Source organism: Pseudonocardia lacus, from assembly GCF_018531445.1.
GTDB lineage: Bacteria > Actinomycetota > Actinomycetes > Mycobacteriales > Pseudonocardiaceae > Pseudonocardia > Pseudonocardia lacus.
In genome coordinates, this window is the sequence record NZ_JAHDTH010000077.1 from 1 (window position 1) to 14,097 (window position 14,097).

The window sequence follows — 14,097 nt, forward strand, 5'->3', positions numbered from 1 at the left end:
AACCACTGCACAAGCAACGCACGGGGTACGCACTCGCACAGCCGAACATATCTGGCACAAAACCAAAACCAGAAAACAATAGCTCGACACACTGTTGAGTTCTCAAAAGACACCCACACACCATCCAGGGCCGCGAGGCACCTTCCGGGGTGTCAGTCGCCCGGCTGAGCCGGAGCAACTTTTCTACTGTAGGTGGTCCAGTTCGTGGAGTCAAGCTCCACCTGGCCCACCTGGCGTGAGCTGCGCCTCAGTGCCTCTCACTGGCTGGCCGCCACTCCTGGGGGCTGACTCTGGGCCTGAGATCCAGTCCCGGTCTGTCGTGCTGCCCTCCGTGGCGACATGGAGTAAGTTACACGCCCCGGCAAGGGGTTTCAAACCGGGGGGTCGGTTCCCGCGTTTGCCCAGCTCAACTGGGCTGGACGCGGGCGCCGGCGAGGTTGCGCTTGCCGCGGCGGACGACGAGCCAGCCACCGGGCAGCAGATCGGCCTGCGACGGCTGCCAGTCGTCGGCGGTCACCTTGGCGTTGTTCACGTACGCCCCGCCCTCAGCGACGGTGCGCCGCGCCGCCCCGCGGCTGTCCGCGAGGCCGGTCGCCACGAGCAGGTCGACGATCGTCGGTCCGTCGTTCAACCGGATGTCGGCGGTCGGGACCTCGGCCAGCGCCGCCGACAGCGTCGACGCGTCGAGCTCGCGCAGCTCCCCCCGCCCGAACAGCGCGCCGCTCGCGGCGGTCACCTGCCGGGTGGCGCGTTCGCCGTGCACGAGGGTGGTCATCTCCTCGGCGAGCTTGCGCTGCGCCGAGCGCAGGTGCGGCCGCTCGGCGGTGGCCTTCTCCAGCTCCTCGATCTCCTCGGGGGGCAGGAAGGTGAAGTACCGCAAGTACGACGCGGCGCCGGCGTCCTCGACGTTGACGAAGTACTGGAACCACGCGTACGGCGAGGTCATCTCGGGGTCGAGCCAGACGCTGCCGCCCCCGGTGGACTTGCCGAACTTGCGGCCCTCGCTGTCGGTGACCAGCGGGGTGGTGAGCGCGTGCACGCTCTGCCGCTCCACGCGGTGGATCAGGTCGACCCCGCCGACGATGTTGCCCCACTGGTCGGACCCGCCCACTTGCAGGCGGCAGCCGTGGCGGCGGAACAGGTGCAGGTAGTCCTGGCTCTGCAGGAGCAGGTAGCTGAACTCGGTGTAGGACATGCCGTCGGCGGCGAGCCGGCGCTTGACCGTCTCGCGGCCGAGCATGTCGCCGATCCGGAAGTGCTTGCCGACGTCGCGCAGGAACTCCAGCGTCGACTGCCGGCTCGTCCAGTCCAGGTTGTTGACCAGCAGCGCCCCGGTGGGCGAGTCGTCGAACTCGACGAACCGCTCCAGCTGGCCGCGCACCCGGTCGGTCCAGGTGCGCACGGTGTCGAGGTCGTTGAGGGAGCGCTCGCCGACGTCGCGCGGGTCGCCGATCATGCCGGTGGCGCCGCCGGCGAGCGCGATGGGACGGGCCCCGGCCCGCTGGAACCGCCGCAGCGTGAGCAGCGGCATGAGGTTCCCGGCGTGCAGGCTCGGGGCCGTCGGGTCGAAGCCGCAGTAGAGCGTGAGCACCCCCGACGCGAGGTCGCGGCGCAGCGCGTCCTCGTCGGTGGACTGCGCGACCAGGCCGCGCCACTTCAGCTCGTCGAGGATGTCCGTGCTCACGGGGTCGATTGTCCCAAGCGGGGTCGAGCGGGTTCCGCGGCGGGCCCGCTCAGCCGCCCAGCTTCTCGGCGAGCTGCTGCGGAACGGTGTCGAGCAGCAGCGGCAGGCTCAGCACGCTGCTGAAGCCCATCGCGTTGCCCTGCTCCTCGGTCAGCGTGAGCAGGCGGTCCTGCTGGAACACGGTGAGCAGCTCGTGGCCCGGCACGTTCTCGATCTTCGACTCGGGCGCGCCGTTCGTGACGTCCAGCCAGGCGACCACGTCGGCCCGGTCGATCGTGGGCAGCTGCTCCAGGCTGAACTCGACGTAGAAGCTGTCGCCTGCGGCCTGGTCGACCTCCGGCGGGATCGTCATGCCCAGCGAGGTCAGGAACCGGCCGCGCGCGTCGCCCGAGCTGTAGGCGAACCAGTTGGCCCCGCCGGTGGACACCCCGGCGACCATCGCCTTCTTCCCCGCCAGCTGCGGGTACCGGGCCTTCGCCTCCTCGAAGCGGGCTTCGAGGTCGGTGACCAGCTTGTCGGCCTCGGCCTCGCGCCCGAGCGCCTGCCCGACCAGTCGCGTGGTGTCCTGCCACGCGCTGTTGTAGGCGATGTCGCCCTTGGGCTGGACGATCGTCGGGGCGATCCGGGAGAAGGTGTCGTACTCCTCGCGGGTGAGCCCGGCGGTGATCGCGACGATGAGGTCGGGGGCGAGCGCGGCGACCGTCTCCGGGTCGATCGTGACCCCGTTGAGCACCTGCGGCTGCTGGCCCTGCAGCTTGTCCTGGGCCCACTCCCACGTCGCCGACGGCTTGTTGCCGCTCCACTCGCGGATGGCCACCGGGACGACGCCCAGGGCGAGGATCTGGTCCTGGTCGGTGTAGCCGAGGGAGACGACGCGCTGGGGCGCGCTGGGGATCTCGGTGGTGCCGTACTCGTGCTCGACGCTCACCGGGAACGCCCCGGCGGCGGCCCCGCTCCCACCACCGGTGGCCGGGGCCGCGGGCTCGGCCGTGCCGGCACCGCCCCCGCAGGCCGTGAGCAGGAGAGCGCCGGCCGCCACGAATGCGGACAACCAGCCGGAACGACGTCGATGAGCGATCACGGCGGAAGGATAGGCTGCCCTATCCCCGGCGGCTAGTCCGGCACGCCTCCCACGGGTGTGACGCGCCGCCTACCGGGCCGGTACGGGCTCACCGCGGGGTGGCCGTCGAGCCAGAACCGCCAGGGCGTGTCGTGGCCGGCGGCCACGCCGACCCGCGGGCCGGTGCGCACCGTGGCCGGGTCGACCGGGTCGCCGGCCAGCACCCGCACCCGCGACGCGGGGTCGGTCACGTCGAGGCCGTTGGCGTCGCGGTCCAGCCCCAGCAGCGACGCCAGCCGGGCCGGTCCGCGGGCCAGGTCGGCGTCGCGTCGCGCCGTGGGGCGCCGCGCCCTGGCCAGCCCGACGTCGGAGACCACCTCACCGGCCCGCAGCAGCACCGCACCGGCCTCGCCATCGGCGAGGCAGGAGACGTTGGCGCAGAAGTGCATCCCGTAGACGAAGTAGACGTACAGGTGCCCGGCCGGGCCGAACATCACCGCGTTGCGCGGGGTGCGGCCGCGGAAGCTGTGCGAGGCCGGGTCGTCCGCGCCGCGGTAGGCCTCGACCTCGACCAGCCGCACGGCGACCGGCCCGTCGGGCGTGTCGGCCGCGACGGTGCACCCGAGCAGGCGCACCGCCGCGGCCACCACGTCGACGGCCAGCTCGCTGCGGTCGAGCAGCACGGCGGGCGAGCGGGTTGTCACCGGGTGCTCAGCGCTGGGCCAGCGCCAGCTTCACGCAGATCGCGACGCCCTCCATCGCCTTGCGCACCTCGTCCAGCACCGGGAACGTCGGGGCCAGCCGGATGGTGCGGTCCTCCGGGTCCTCGCCGTAGGGGTGGGTCGACCCGGCCGGGGTCAGCGCGATGCCGGCCTCCTTGGCCAGCCGGACGATCTCGGTGGCGGTGCCGTCGGGCACGGTCAGCGTGACGAAGTAGCCGCCCCGCGGCTTCGACCAGCTCACCCCGGGGGTGTCGGCGAAGTTGCGGCTGAGCACGTCCTCGACCGCGGCGAACTTCGGCTCGATGATCTCGCGGTGCTTGCGCATGTGCGCCCGCACGCCGTCGGCGTCGCGCAGGAAGCGGGCGTGGCGCAGGTGGTTGGTCTTGTCCGGGCCGATGCTGCGCTTGCCGGCGACCGCGAGCCACCAGGCGACGTTGGCCGGCGAGGCGCCCAGGAACGACACGCCCGCCCCGGCCAGGGTGATCTTCGAGGTGGACCCGAACACGAAGACGCGGTCGGCGTGGCCGGCCTCGGCGGCCAGCGCGAGCACGTCGGCGACCTCGTGCTCGGTGTCGGTCAGGTGGTGCACCGCGTAGGCGTTGTCCCAGAAGACCCGGAAGTCCGGCGCCGCGGTGGTCATGGTGGCCAGCCGGCGGGTGACCTCGTCGGAGTAGATCGCGCCGTCGGGGTTGGAGTACTTCGGCACGCACCAGATGCCCTTGATCGCGGGGTCGCCCGCGACCAGCTCCTCGACGACGTCCATGTCGGGGCCGTCCTCGGTCATCGGGACGGTGACGAGCTCGACGCCGAGCTTCTCGCACAGCGCGAAGTGCCGGTCGTAGCCGGGGACGGGGGCCAGGAACACGATCCGGTCCTCGTCGGCCCAGCGCCCGTTCGCGCCGGGCATGGCGGTCAGCAGCGCCTGGGCGACCGTCTCGTACATCAGCTCGAGGCTGGAGTTGCCGAACGCGACCAGCTGGTCGACCGGCACCTGCAGCACCGGCGCGAAGATCTCGCGCAGCTCCTTGAGCCCGTTGAGGCCGCCGTAGTTGCGGGTGTCGGTGCCGTCGGCGGCCCTGAAGTCGGCCAACGGCTCGGTGAGCAGCGCGGCGGCCAGGTCGAGCTGGGCCGAGGACGGCTTGCCCCGGGTCAGGTCGAGGGACATGCCCGCGGCCTTGAGGTCGGCGTAGGCCTGCTGGGCGGCGTCCAGGTCGGGGCGCGCCAGGTCGGCTGGCGAGGTCATCGGTGATCCTCTCGAGATCTCATGTGGTCAGCGCGGCGCGGGCCGCGGCGGCGGTGGCCCGCAGGGCGTCGAGCTGCTCGGCGACCCGGGTCCCCGCGGTGCCGCCGCGGGCGTCGCGCGAGGCGATCGAGCCTGCCACGCTCAGCACCGTCCGGACGTCCGGGGTGAGTGCCGGGTGGACGGCCGCGAGCTCCGCGTCGGTGAGCGCGTCGAGCCCGACGCCGCGGGCCTCCGCGGCGCGCACGCAACCGCCTGCCGCATCGTGGGCCACCGTGAACGGCACGCCCTGCCGCACGAGCCACTCCGCGATGTCGGTGGCCAGGGTGAAACCGGCCGGCGCCAGCTCGGCGAGGCGCCCGGTGTGGAAGACGAGCGTGCGCACCATGCCGGCGACGGCGGGCAGCAGCAGCTCCAGCTGCTCGACCGAGTCGAACAGCGGCTCCTTGTCCTCCTGCAGGTCGCGGTTGTAGGCCAGCGGCAGGCCCTTGAGCGTGGCCAGCAGTCCGGACAGGTTGCCGATCAACCTGCCGGCCTTGCCGCGGGCCAGCTCGGCGACGTCCGGGTTCTTCTTCTGCGGCATGATCGAGCTGCCGGTGGAGAAGGCGTCGTCGAGGGTGACGTAGCCGAACTCGGCGGTCGCCCACAGGATCACCTCCTCGGCGATCCGGGAGAGGTCCACCGCGATCATGGCCAGCACGAACGCCGCCTCGGCCGCGAAGTCGCGCGCGGCGGTGCCGTCGATCGAGTTGGCCGCGGCGGAGTCGAAGCCCAGCTCGGCGGCCACCGCCTCGGGGTCGAGCCCCAGCGAGGAGCCGGCCAGCGCGCCCGAGCCGTACGGCGACACGGCCGCCCGCTTGTCCCAATCACCCAACCGGTCGACGTCACGCAACAGCGCGTGCGCGTGCGCGGCCAGGTGGTGGGCCAGCAGCACGGGCTGGGCGTGCTGCAGGTGGGTGCGCCCGGGCATCGGGGCGTCGGGGTGCGCGCCGGCCTGCGCCACGAGCGCGTCGACGACGTCCAGCACGCCGGCACCGACCCGGCGGGCCGCGTCGCGCAGCCACATCCGGAACAGCGTGGCCACCTGGTCGTTGCGCGAGCGCCCGGCCCGCAGCTTGCCGCCCAGCTCCGGGCCGGCCCGCTCGATCAGGCCGCGCTCCAGCGCGGAGTGCACGTCCTCGTCGGCGGGCGCCGGTCCGAACGCCCCGGACTCGACGTCGGCGGCCAGCTTGGCCAGCGCGTCGAGCATGCCGGCGAGCTCGTCGTCGGTGAGCAGGCCGGCGCGGTGCAGCACGCGGGCGTGGGCCTGCGAACCCCGCACGTCGTAGGGCGCGAGGCGCCAGTCGAACTGGGTCGACTTCGACAGCGCGGCCAGCGCGTCCGCGGGCCCGGACGCGAACCGGCCGCCCCACAGCCCGGCCATCAGTCGGTCCCCGCTTCTAGGGCGGCCTCGTCGAGCGAGGCGCCGGCGTCGGGCCCGTCGGCGTCGTCGCGCTCGGCGATCCGGTCGAAGCCGCCCGGGGGCAGCTCCCCGAACAGCGTGCCGTGCTCGACGAGCACCGTGCCCTGCTCGTGCGGCTGCCCGGCGTAGGCCTCCAGCTTGGCCCGGGAGTCGGCGATGTCGAGGTTGCGCATGGTCAGCTGGCCGATGCGGTCCTCCGGGCCGAAGGCCGCGTTCTCCACGCGCTCCATCGACAGCCGCTCCGGGTGGTAGGAGAAGCCCGAGCCCTGGGTGTCGAGGATCGTGTAGTCGTCGCCGCGGCGCAGGCGCAGGGTGACGGTGCCCGTCGCGAGCGAGGCGATCCAGCGCTGGGTCGACTCGCGCAGCATGAGCGACTGCGGGTCGAGCCAGCGGCCCTCGTAGAGCAGCCGGCCGAGCCTGCGGCCCGCGTCGTGGTAGTTGGCCAGCGTGTCCTCGTTGTGGATGGCGTTGAGCAGCCGCTCGTAGGCGGCGAAGAGCAGCGCCATGCCGGGCGCCTCGTAGATGCCGCGCGACTTCGCCTCGATGATCCGGTTCTCGATCTGGTCGGACATGCCCAGCCCGTGGCGCCCGCCGATGGCGTTGGCCTCCAGCACCAGCGCGACCTGGTCGGCGAAGCGCCTGCCGTTGATCGCCACCGGGTAGCCGGCCTCGAAGGTGATCGCGACGTCCTCGGTCTCGATCTCGACCGAGGGGTCCCAGAACTTGACGCCCATGATCGGCTCGATGGTCTCCAGCGAGACGTCGAGGTGTTCGAGGGTCTTGGCCTCGTGCGTCGCGCCCCAGATGTTGGCGTCGGTGGAGTAGGCCTTCTCCGCCGAGTCGCGGTAGGGCAGCCCGTGCGCGGTGAGCCAGCGGCTCATCTCGTCGCGCCCGCCCAGCTCCTGGACGAACGCGGCGTCGAGCCACGGCTTGTAGATGCGCAGCTCGGGGTTGGCCATCAGGCCGTAGCGGTAGAACCGCTCGATGTCGTTGCCCTTGTAGGTGGAGCCGTCGCCCCAGATGTTGACGTCGTCGGCGTGCATGGCCCGCACCAGCAGCGTGCCGGTGACGGCCCGGCCCAGCGGGGTGGTGTTGAAGTACGTCCGACCGGCGGAGCGGATGTGGAAGGCGCCGCAGGCCAGCGCGGCCAGGCCCTCCTCGACCAGCTGCGGCTTGATGTCGACCACGCGGGCGATCTCGGCGCCGTACTGCTCGGCGCGCCCGGGCACCCCGGCGATGTCGTGCTCGTCGTACTGGCCGAGGTCGGCGGTGTAGGTGCACGGGATCCCGCCGTTCTCCCGCATCCAGGCGACCGCCACGGACGTGTCGAGGCCCCCGGAGAAGGCGATGCCGATGCGCTCGCCCTTCGGGAGGGAGGACAGGACCTTGCTCAAGACGGGCTCCTCAGCTGGAGTTCGCGCAGCAGCGCGACGAGTTCGGCGCCGGTGAGCGGCTCACGGGCCACCACCATCAGGGTGTCGTCGCCGGCGATGGTGCCGACGACCTCGTGCAGGGCCGCGCGGTCCAGCGCGCTGGCCAGGTAGTGCGCGGCCCCGGGCGGGGTGCGCAGGACGGCGAGGTTGCCGCTGGCGTCGGCGCCGGTGAGCAGCTCCCCCAGCAGCCGGCCCAGTCTGGTGGTGCCGCCGGAGATGCCGCGCACCGGGCTGCCGTCGTCGGGGATGACGTAGACCGGGGTGCCCCCGTCGGCGCCGCGCAGCTTGACCGCGCCGAGCTCGTCGAGATCGCGGGAGAGGGTGGCCTGGGTGGTCCCGATGCCCTCGTCCTCCAGCATCCCGAGCAGCTCGGTCTGGCTGTGCACGGCGCGGTCGCGGATCAGCTCGATGATCCGCGCCTGCCGTGCCACGCGACTCACTGCTGGAGCAACCACGCCAACAGCGCCTTCTGCGCGTGCAACCGGTTCTCCGCCTCGTCCCAGACCGCGCTGGCCGGGCCGTCGATGACCTCGTCGGTGATCTCGTGGCCGCGGTGCGCCGGCAGGCAGTGCAGCACGATCGCGCCCTCCGCGGCGCGCTCCAGCAGGGCCGCGTTGACCTGCAGCGGGCGGAACGGGGCCTCGCGGTCGAGGCCGTCGTCCTCCTGACCCATGGAGACCCAGGTGTCGGTCACCACGACGTCTGCGCCGTCGACGGCGGCGTGCGGGTCGGCGACCAGCTCCACCGCCCCGCCGGTGTCCGACGCCCGGTTCTTGGCGTCGCGCACGACGTCCTGGCCCGGGGTGAAGCCCTCCGGCGCGCACACGCGCACCGTCAACCCGGCGGTTGCCCCGCCCAGCAGCAGCGAGTGGGCCATGTTGTTGGCGCCGTCGCCCAGGTAGGCCAGGGTGAGCCCGGACAGCTTCCCGAACCGCTCGCGGATGGTCTGCAGGTCGGCCAGCACCTGGCACGGGTGGAACTGGTCGGTCAGCGCGTTGACCACCGGCACGGTCGCGCCCGCGGCCATCTCCTCGATGCGCGACTGGTCGCCCGTGCGCCAGACGATCGCGTCGACGTAGCGGGACAGCACGCGGGCCGTGTCGCCGATCGTCTCGCCGCGGCCGAGCTGGCTGGCCTGCGCGTCGACGATCAGCGGGGTGCCGCCGAGCTGGCCGATCCCGACCTGGAACGAGATCCGGGTGCGCGTGGACGACTTGTCGAACAGCACCGCCACCGACCGCGGGCCGGCCAGCGGGCGCAGCGCGAGCGGATCGGCCTTCATCGCGTCGGCCAGGTCCAGGACGTCGCGCTGCTCGTCGGGGGTGAGGTCGTCGTCGCGCAGGAGGTGGCGGACCATCACGTCCCTCCGGCGGCGTCCAGGATCGCCGGGAAAGCGTCCAGGAACTCCTTGGCCTGGCCCTCGGTCAGCACCAGCGGCGGGGCCAGCCGGAGCCGGTCGGGCACGGCGTTGTTGACCAGGAACCCGGCGTCGCGGGCGGCCGAGGCGACCGCGGCCGACACCGGCTCGCCCAGCAGGACGCCGATCAGCAGGCCGGCCCCGTCGACGCCGCGGACCAGCGGGTGGCCCAGCGCCTCGACCCCGGTGACGATCTCCTTGCCGAGCTGGGTGACGTGGTCGAGCAGGCCGTCGGAGGCGATCGTGTCGAGCACGGCCAGCGCGGCGGCCGCGCACACCGGGTTGCCGCCGAACGTGGTGCCGTGGTGGCCCGGCTCCAGCAGGTCGCCGGCCGCGCCGAAGCCGATGCAGGCGCCGATCGGCAGGCCGCCGCCCAGGCCCTTGGCCAGCGTCACGACGTCCGGCACGACGCCGGCCCGCTGGAAGGCGAACCAGCTGCCGGTGCGGCCGATGCCGGTCTGCACCTCGTCGAGCACCAGCAGCGCGCCGGCCTTGCTGGTGATCTCGCGGGCGGCGGCCAGGTAGCCGGCCGGCGGGGTGACCGCGCCGGCCTCCCCCATGATCGGCTCGAGGAACACGGCGGCGGTGTCGGAGTCGACGGCGGCCTCCAGCGCGGCCACGTCGCCGTAGGGCACGTGGCTGACGCCCGGGGTCATCGGCTCGAACGGGGTCCTCTTCGCGGGCTGCCCGGTGAGCGCGAGCGCGCCCATCGTGCGGCCGTGGAACGCGTTCTCCGCGGCGATGATGTTCGGCCGGCCGGTGCGCCGGGCCATCTTGAACGCGGCCTCGTTGGCCTCGGCGCCGGAGTTGCCGAACAGCACTCGCGCGCCCGGCGCCTCCAGCAGCTCCTGCAGCCGCTCGGCCAGCGCCAGCGGCTTCTCGGTGATGTAGAGGTTGGACGTGTGGCCCAGCGTGGAGATCTGCTCGGTCACCGCCTGGACGACCGCGGGGTGGGCGTGGCCCAGCGCGTTGACCGCGATGCCGCCGAGCAGGTCGAGGTAGCGGCGGCCGTCGGCGTCCCACACCTCGGCGCCCGATCCGCGGACCAGGGCCAGCGGCGGGGTGCCGTAGTTGTTCATCATGACCGCCTGCCAGCGGCCGGTCAGCTCGCTCATGGGATCACCATCGTTCCGACTCCTTCGGTGGTGAAGACCTCCAGCAGCACCGAGTGCGGCAGCCGGCCGTCGATCACGTGCGCGCGACCGACACCGCCGCGCACGGCGCGCAGGCAGGCCTCCATCTTCGGGGCCATCCCGGACTCCAGCGCGGGGAGCATCGGTTCGAGCTCGTCCGCGGTGAGTGCGCTGATCAGCGATTCCGGGTCTGGGTAGTTCGCGTACAGGCCCTCGACGTCGGTCAGCACCACGAGCTTCGCGGCCCCGAGGGCGGCCGCCAGCGCGGCGGCCGCGCTGTCGGCGTTGATGTTGTAGACCTGGCCGTCGGCGTCCGGCGCGACGCCGGCGACCACCGGGATCCGCCCCGCGTCGACGATGTCGAGCACCGCCGAGGGCGAGACCTGCACGACGTCGCCGACCAGGCCGATGTCGACCGCCTCGCCGCCGACCAGCGCCGTGCGCTTCTCCGCGGTGAACAGGCCGGCGTCCTCGCCGGACAGGCCCACCGCGTACGGGCCGTGCTGGTTGATCAGCCCGACCAGCTCCCGGCCAACCTGCCCGACCAGCACCATCCGCACCACGTCGATGGTGTCCGGGGTGGTCACCCGCAGCCCGCCGCGGAACTCCCCGGGCAGCCCGAGCCGCTTGAGCATGGCGCTGATCTGCGGGCCGCCGCCGTGCACGACGACCGGACGGATGCCGGCCAGCCGCAGGAACACCATGTCGCGGGCGAAGGCCTGCTTGAGGTCCTCGTCGATCATGGCGTTGCCGCCGTACTTCACGACGACGATCTGGCCGTGCCACTGCTGCAGCCACGGCAGCGCCTCGGACAGCACCGCCGCCTTCTCCGCGGCGTGCGCCAGGCGGGCGGTGGGATCGGTCCGGGCCGCGTCAGGAGGAGTAGGCACTGTTCTCCTCCACGTAGGCGTGCGACAGGTCGGTGGTGAGGATGTCGGCGTGGCCGGTGCCCAGGCCCAGGTCGATCTCCACCAGCACCTCCTTGCCGGACAGGTCGGCCGCGGAGCGGTCGCCGGAGGCGACGCCGCCGTGGCAGAGCAGGGCGCCGTTGATGGAGATGTCCAGCGTCTCGGGGTTGACCTCGGCGTCGCTGTAGCCGACGGCGGCCGCGATCCGGCCCCAGTTCGGGTCGGAGCCGAACAGCGCGGTCTTGACCAGGCTGTCGCGGGCGACCGTGCGGGCGACGGTGACGGCGTCGTCCTCGCCGGCCGCGCCGCTCACCCGCACGGTGATCCGCTTGGTGACGCCCTCGGCGTCGGCCTGCATCTGCTGGGCCAGGTCGCGGCAGACGGCGGTGAGCGCGGCGGCCAGGTCGAGCGGCTCGGCCTCCACCCCGCTCGCCCCCGAGGCCAGCACCAGCACCGTGTCGTTGGTGGAGGTGGAGCCGTCGACGTCGAGGCGGTCGAAGCTGACCCGCACGGCCGCGCGCAGCGCCTCCTCCAGCACGCCGCCGTCGACGACGGCGTCGGTGGTGACGACGGCGAGCATCGTGGCCATCGACGGCGCGATCATGCCGGCGCCCTTGGCCATCCCGCCGACGCTCCAGCCGGCGGCATCGGTGTGCGCGGCCTGCTTGGCGACGGTGTCGGTCGTCATGATCGCGGTGGCGGCGGCCAGGCCGGCGGCCCCGGTGGCGGCGAGCGCGGTGTTCGCCTGCTCGACGCCGGAGAGCACCCGCCCCCGGGGCAGCTGGGCGCCGATCAGGCCGGTCGAGCAGACCGCGACCTCGACGGCCCCCGCACCGAGCACCTCGGCGACCTTCTCGGCGGTGGCGTGCGCGGTCTGGAAGCCCTCGTGGCCGGTGCAGGCGTTGGCGCCGCCGGAGTTGAGCACGACCGCGCGCAGCCGGTGCGTCGAGGCGACGACCTGCTCCGACCACAGCACGGGCGCGGCCTTGACCTTGTTGCGGGTGAACACGCCCGCGGCGTCGAAGCGCGGGCCGTCGTTCACGACGAGCGCCAGGTCGGGCTGGCCGCTGGCCTTGATCCCGGCGGCCACGCCCGCCGCCCGGAACCCCTTCGGTCCGGTCACGCTCATCGCTGTCCCTCGCTGCGCTCGGTCCGCGCTGCACGCAGGCACTGTGTCGATGGTTCGCTCGCAAGCTCGCTCACGGGGCCACTCCCGTCATCGGCAGGCCGGTGGTCTCGGGCAGGCCGAGGGCGATGTTCATGGACTGGATCGCCCCGCCCGCGGTGCCCTTGGTCAGGTTGTCGATCGCGGCGACGACGACGAGCCGGCCGGCGTCCGCGTCCACGGCCACCTGCACGAGCGCGGTGTTGGCGCCGAGCGTGGCCGCCGTGGTCGGCCACTCCCCCTCCGGCAACAGGTGCACGAACGGCTCGTCGGCGAACGCCTTCTCGTAGACCTCGCGGGCGGCCACGTCAACACCGGCACCACCGCCGGTCAGCGCGGCCGAGCAGGTGGCGAGGATGCCGCGCGGAAGCGGGGCCAGCACGGGTGTGAAGCTCACCCCGACCGGCCGCCCGGCGACCGCGGACAGGTTCTGGGTGATCTCCGGGGTGTGCCGGTGCGCGCCGCCCACGCCGTACGCGGACAGCGAGCCCATCACCTCCGAGCCGAGCAGGTGGGGCTTTGGCGACTTGCCGGCCCCCGACGTGCCGCTGACCGCGGTGACCACGACCTCCGGGGCCACGATCCCCGCCGCGACGGCCGGGAACAGCGCCAGGCTCGACACGGTCGGGTAGCAGCCCGGCACGGCGATCCGCTTGGTCCCGCGCAGCGCGTCGCGCGCGCCGGGCAGCTCGGGCAGGCCGTAGGGCCACGATCCGGCGTGCTCGCCGCCGTACCAGCGCTGCCAGGCCGTGGGGTCGGTGAGCCGGTGGTCGGCCCCGCAGTCGACGACCAGCACCGCCGGGTCGAGCTGCGCGGCCACCTCCGCCGACCTGCCGTGCGGCAGGGCGAGGAAGACGACGTCGTGCCCGGCGAGGGCCTCCGGGGTCGTGTCCGCCAGGACCCGGTCGGCCAGCGGCACCAGGTGCGGTTGCAGGGCACCGAGTCGGTTGCCGGCGTTGCCGCCCGCGGTCAGCGTCCCTATCTCCACCTCGGGATGGGCCAGCAGGAGCCGCAACAGCTCCCCACCGGCGTACCCGCTCGCACCGGCCACCGCGATCCGCACCATGCGCATGACTATGCATCGATCTGCAATCACTTGCAAACCTCTTTCCAGTGACGTTCCCCGACTCCCGGCACCCGGCTGCGCACACCCCCCGGCCACTACCGTCCCGGCCATGCACCCCTGGCTCCGCGCCGCCCGCGACGGCCTGGCCGACGCCGCCGACCCCGCCGCCGCCGAGCCGATGCGCGCCTACATGAAGTCGCCGATGCCGTTCCGCGGCGTGCCCAAGCCCGCCCGCGAGCGCCTCCTGCGCACCCTCGTCGCCGACCACCCCATCGACGACGCCGACGAGCTGACGACCGTCGCCGACACCCTGTGGACCGAGGCCACCTACCGCGAGGAGCGCTACCTGGCGATCAGCCTGCTCGGCCACAAGCGCTACGCGCGGTGGGCCGAGCCGGGGTGGGTGCCGATGTACCGGCGCTGGATCGTCACCGGCGCCTGGTGGGACTTCACCGACGAGATCGCCGGCCGGCACATCGGGTCGCTGCTGCGCGCGTACCGCCCCGAGCTCACGCCCGTGCTGCGCGGCTGGATCGGCGACCCGGACCGGTGGCTGCGCCGGACCTCGGTCATCTGCCAGCTCTCCGCCAAGGCGGAGACCGATCTCGACCTGCTCCGCGACGCCGTCGAGGCCAACCTGGACGACCCCGACTTCTTCCTGCGCAAGGGCATCGGGTGGGCGTTGCGCCAGCACGCCCGCGTCGACCCCGACTGGGTGCGGGCCTTCGTCGACGAGCACCCCGGCCTGTCGCCGCTGTCGCGGCGGGAGGCGCTGAAGCACCTCGGGGAATGATCGGGACGCCGCGG

The 14,097-nt window shown here is 73.2% G+C and carries 13 protein-coding genes; 1 reads left to right on the forward strand and 12 read right to left on the reverse strand.

The genetic code is table 11. The annotated features are described in order from the left end of the window. Nucleotides 1-406: 406 nt before the first annotated feature. The 12 genes from tyrS to argC form a co-directional block, all read right to left on the reverse strand. Entirely contained in the window at nt 407-1,684 is a 1,278-nt protein-coding gene (gene tyrS, locus KIK08_RS17775; RefSeq protein WP_214404295.1) for a tyrosine--tRNA ligase, read from the reverse strand. A gap of 49 nt (nt 1,685-1,733) precedes the next feature. Further along, nucleotides 1,734-2,765 carry an iron-siderophore ABC transporter substrate-binding protein gene (locus tag KIK08_RS17780; RefSeq protein ID WP_214404296.1) on the reverse strand — a complete coding sequence of 344 codons (1,032 nt, stop codon included), beginning with the start codon at nt 2,763-2,765 and terminating at the stop codon, nt 1,734-1,736. A 32-nt stretch (nt 2,766-2,797) separates the two neighbouring features. Then, nucleotides 2,798-3,448, reverse strand: coding sequence for a DNA-3-methyladenine glycosylase (locus tag KIK08_RS17785; protein ID WP_214404297.1), 651 nt, complete (start codon nt 3,446-3,448; stop codon nt 2,798-2,800). 7 nt (nt 3,449-3,455) lie between these two features. Further along, nucleotides 3,456-4,709: an aspartate aminotransferase type Ic gene (locus KIK08_RS17790; protein ID WP_214404298.1), complete on the reverse strand. Its 1,254-nt coding sequence runs from the start codon at nt 4,707-4,709 to the stop codon at nt 3,456-3,458. A 19-nt stretch (nt 4,710-4,728) separates the two neighbouring features. Continuing rightward, nucleotides 4,729-6,129, reverse strand: a complete 1,401-nt coding sequence (argH, locus tag KIK08_RS17795; protein ID WP_214404299.1) for an argininosuccinate lyase — start codon at nt 6,127-6,129, stop codon at nt 4,729-4,731. Next, on the reverse strand, nt 6,129-7,562 hold the full coding sequence (gene argG, locus KIK08_RS17800) for an argininosuccinate synthase (RefSeq protein ID WP_214404300.1): 1,434 nt from the start codon (nt 7,560-7,562) through the stop codon (nt 6,129-6,131). Before argG ends, argH begins: the two co-directional genes overlap by 1 nt. Further along, a complete protein-coding gene (locus KIK08_RS17805) occupies nt 7,559-8,032 on the reverse strand; it encodes an arginine repressor (RefSeq protein ID WP_408004683.1) in 474 nt (157 codons plus the stop codon). Before KIK08_RS17805 ends, argG begins: the two co-directional genes overlap by 4 nt. 5 nt (nt 8,033-8,037) lie before the next feature. Next, nucleotides 8,038-8,958, reverse strand: coding sequence for an ornithine carbamoyltransferase (gene argF / locus KIK08_RS17810; RefSeq protein ID WP_214404302.1), 921 nt, complete (start codon nt 8,956-8,958; stop codon nt 8,038-8,040). Next, entirely contained in the window at nt 8,958-10,133 is a 1,176-nt protein-coding gene (locus KIK08_RS17815; RefSeq protein ID WP_214404303.1) for an acetylornithine transaminase, read from the reverse strand. Before KIK08_RS17815 ends, argF begins: the two co-directional genes overlap by 1 nt. Next, the gene (gene argB, locus KIK08_RS17820; RefSeq protein WP_214404304.1) at nt 10,130-11,041 is read right to left on the reverse strand and encodes an acetylglutamate kinase; all 912 of its coding nucleotides are present in this window, start codon (nt 11,039-11,041) and stop codon (nt 10,130-10,132) included. The genes KIK08_RS17815 and argB overlap by 4 nt, the downstream gene beginning before the upstream one ends. After that, nucleotides 11,025-12,188 carry a bifunctional glutamate N-acetyltransferase/amino-acid acetyltransferase ArgJ gene (gene argJ / locus KIK08_RS17825; protein WP_214404305.1) on the reverse strand — a complete coding sequence of 388 codons (1,164 nt, stop codon included), beginning with the start codon at nt 12,186-12,188 and terminating at the stop codon, nt 11,025-11,027. Before argJ ends, argB begins: the two co-directional genes overlap by 17 nt. 70 nt (nt 12,189-12,258) lie before the next feature. Continuing rightward, nucleotides 12,259-13,296 carry an N-acetyl-gamma-glutamyl-phosphate reductase gene (argC, locus tag KIK08_RS17830; RefSeq protein ID WP_214404306.1) on the reverse strand — a complete coding sequence of 346 codons (1,038 nt, stop codon included), beginning with the start codon at nt 13,294-13,296 and terminating at the stop codon, nt 12,259-12,261. 103 nt (nt 13,297-13,399) lie between these two features. Here argC and KIK08_RS17835 point away from each other — a divergent pair, with 103 nt between their 5' ends. Next, entirely contained in the window at nt 13,400-14,083 is a 684-nt protein-coding gene (locus tag KIK08_RS17835; protein WP_214404307.1) for a DNA alkylation repair protein, read from the forward strand. Nucleotides 14,084-14,097: the final 14 nt, after the last annotated feature.

What these genes read in the sequence shown, in the direction of transcription:
- KIK08_RS17835 (WP_214404307.1), top strand. Translation starts at nt 13,400, where the DNA reads ATGCACCCCTGGCTCCGCGCCGCCCGCGACGGCCTGGCCGACGCCGCC.
- argF (WP_214404302.1), bottom strand. Translation starts at nt 8,958, where the DNA reads ATGGTCCGCCACCTCCTGCGCGACGACGACCTCACCCCCGACGAGCAG.
- KIK08_RS17815 (WP_214404303.1), bottom strand. Translation starts at nt 10,133, where the DNA reads ATGAGCGAGCTGACCGGCCGCTGGCAGGCGGTCATGATGAACAACTAC.
- argJ (WP_214404305.1), bottom strand. Translation starts at nt 12,188, where the DNA reads ATGAGCGTGACCGGACCGAAGGGGTTCCGGGCGGCGGGCGTGGCCGCC.
- KIK08_RS17790 (WP_214404298.1), bottom strand. Translation starts at nt 4,709, where the DNA reads ATGACCTCGCCAGCCGACCTGGCGCGCCCCGACCTGGACGCCGCCCAG.
- argC (WP_214404306.1), bottom strand. Translation starts at nt 13,296, where the DNA reads ATGCGCATGGTGCGGATCGCGGTGGCCGGTGCGAGCGGGTACGCCGGT.
- argH (WP_214404299.1), bottom strand. Translation starts at nt 6,129, where the DNA reads ATGGCCGGGCTGTGGGGCGGCCGGTTCGCGTCCGGGCCCGCGGACGCG.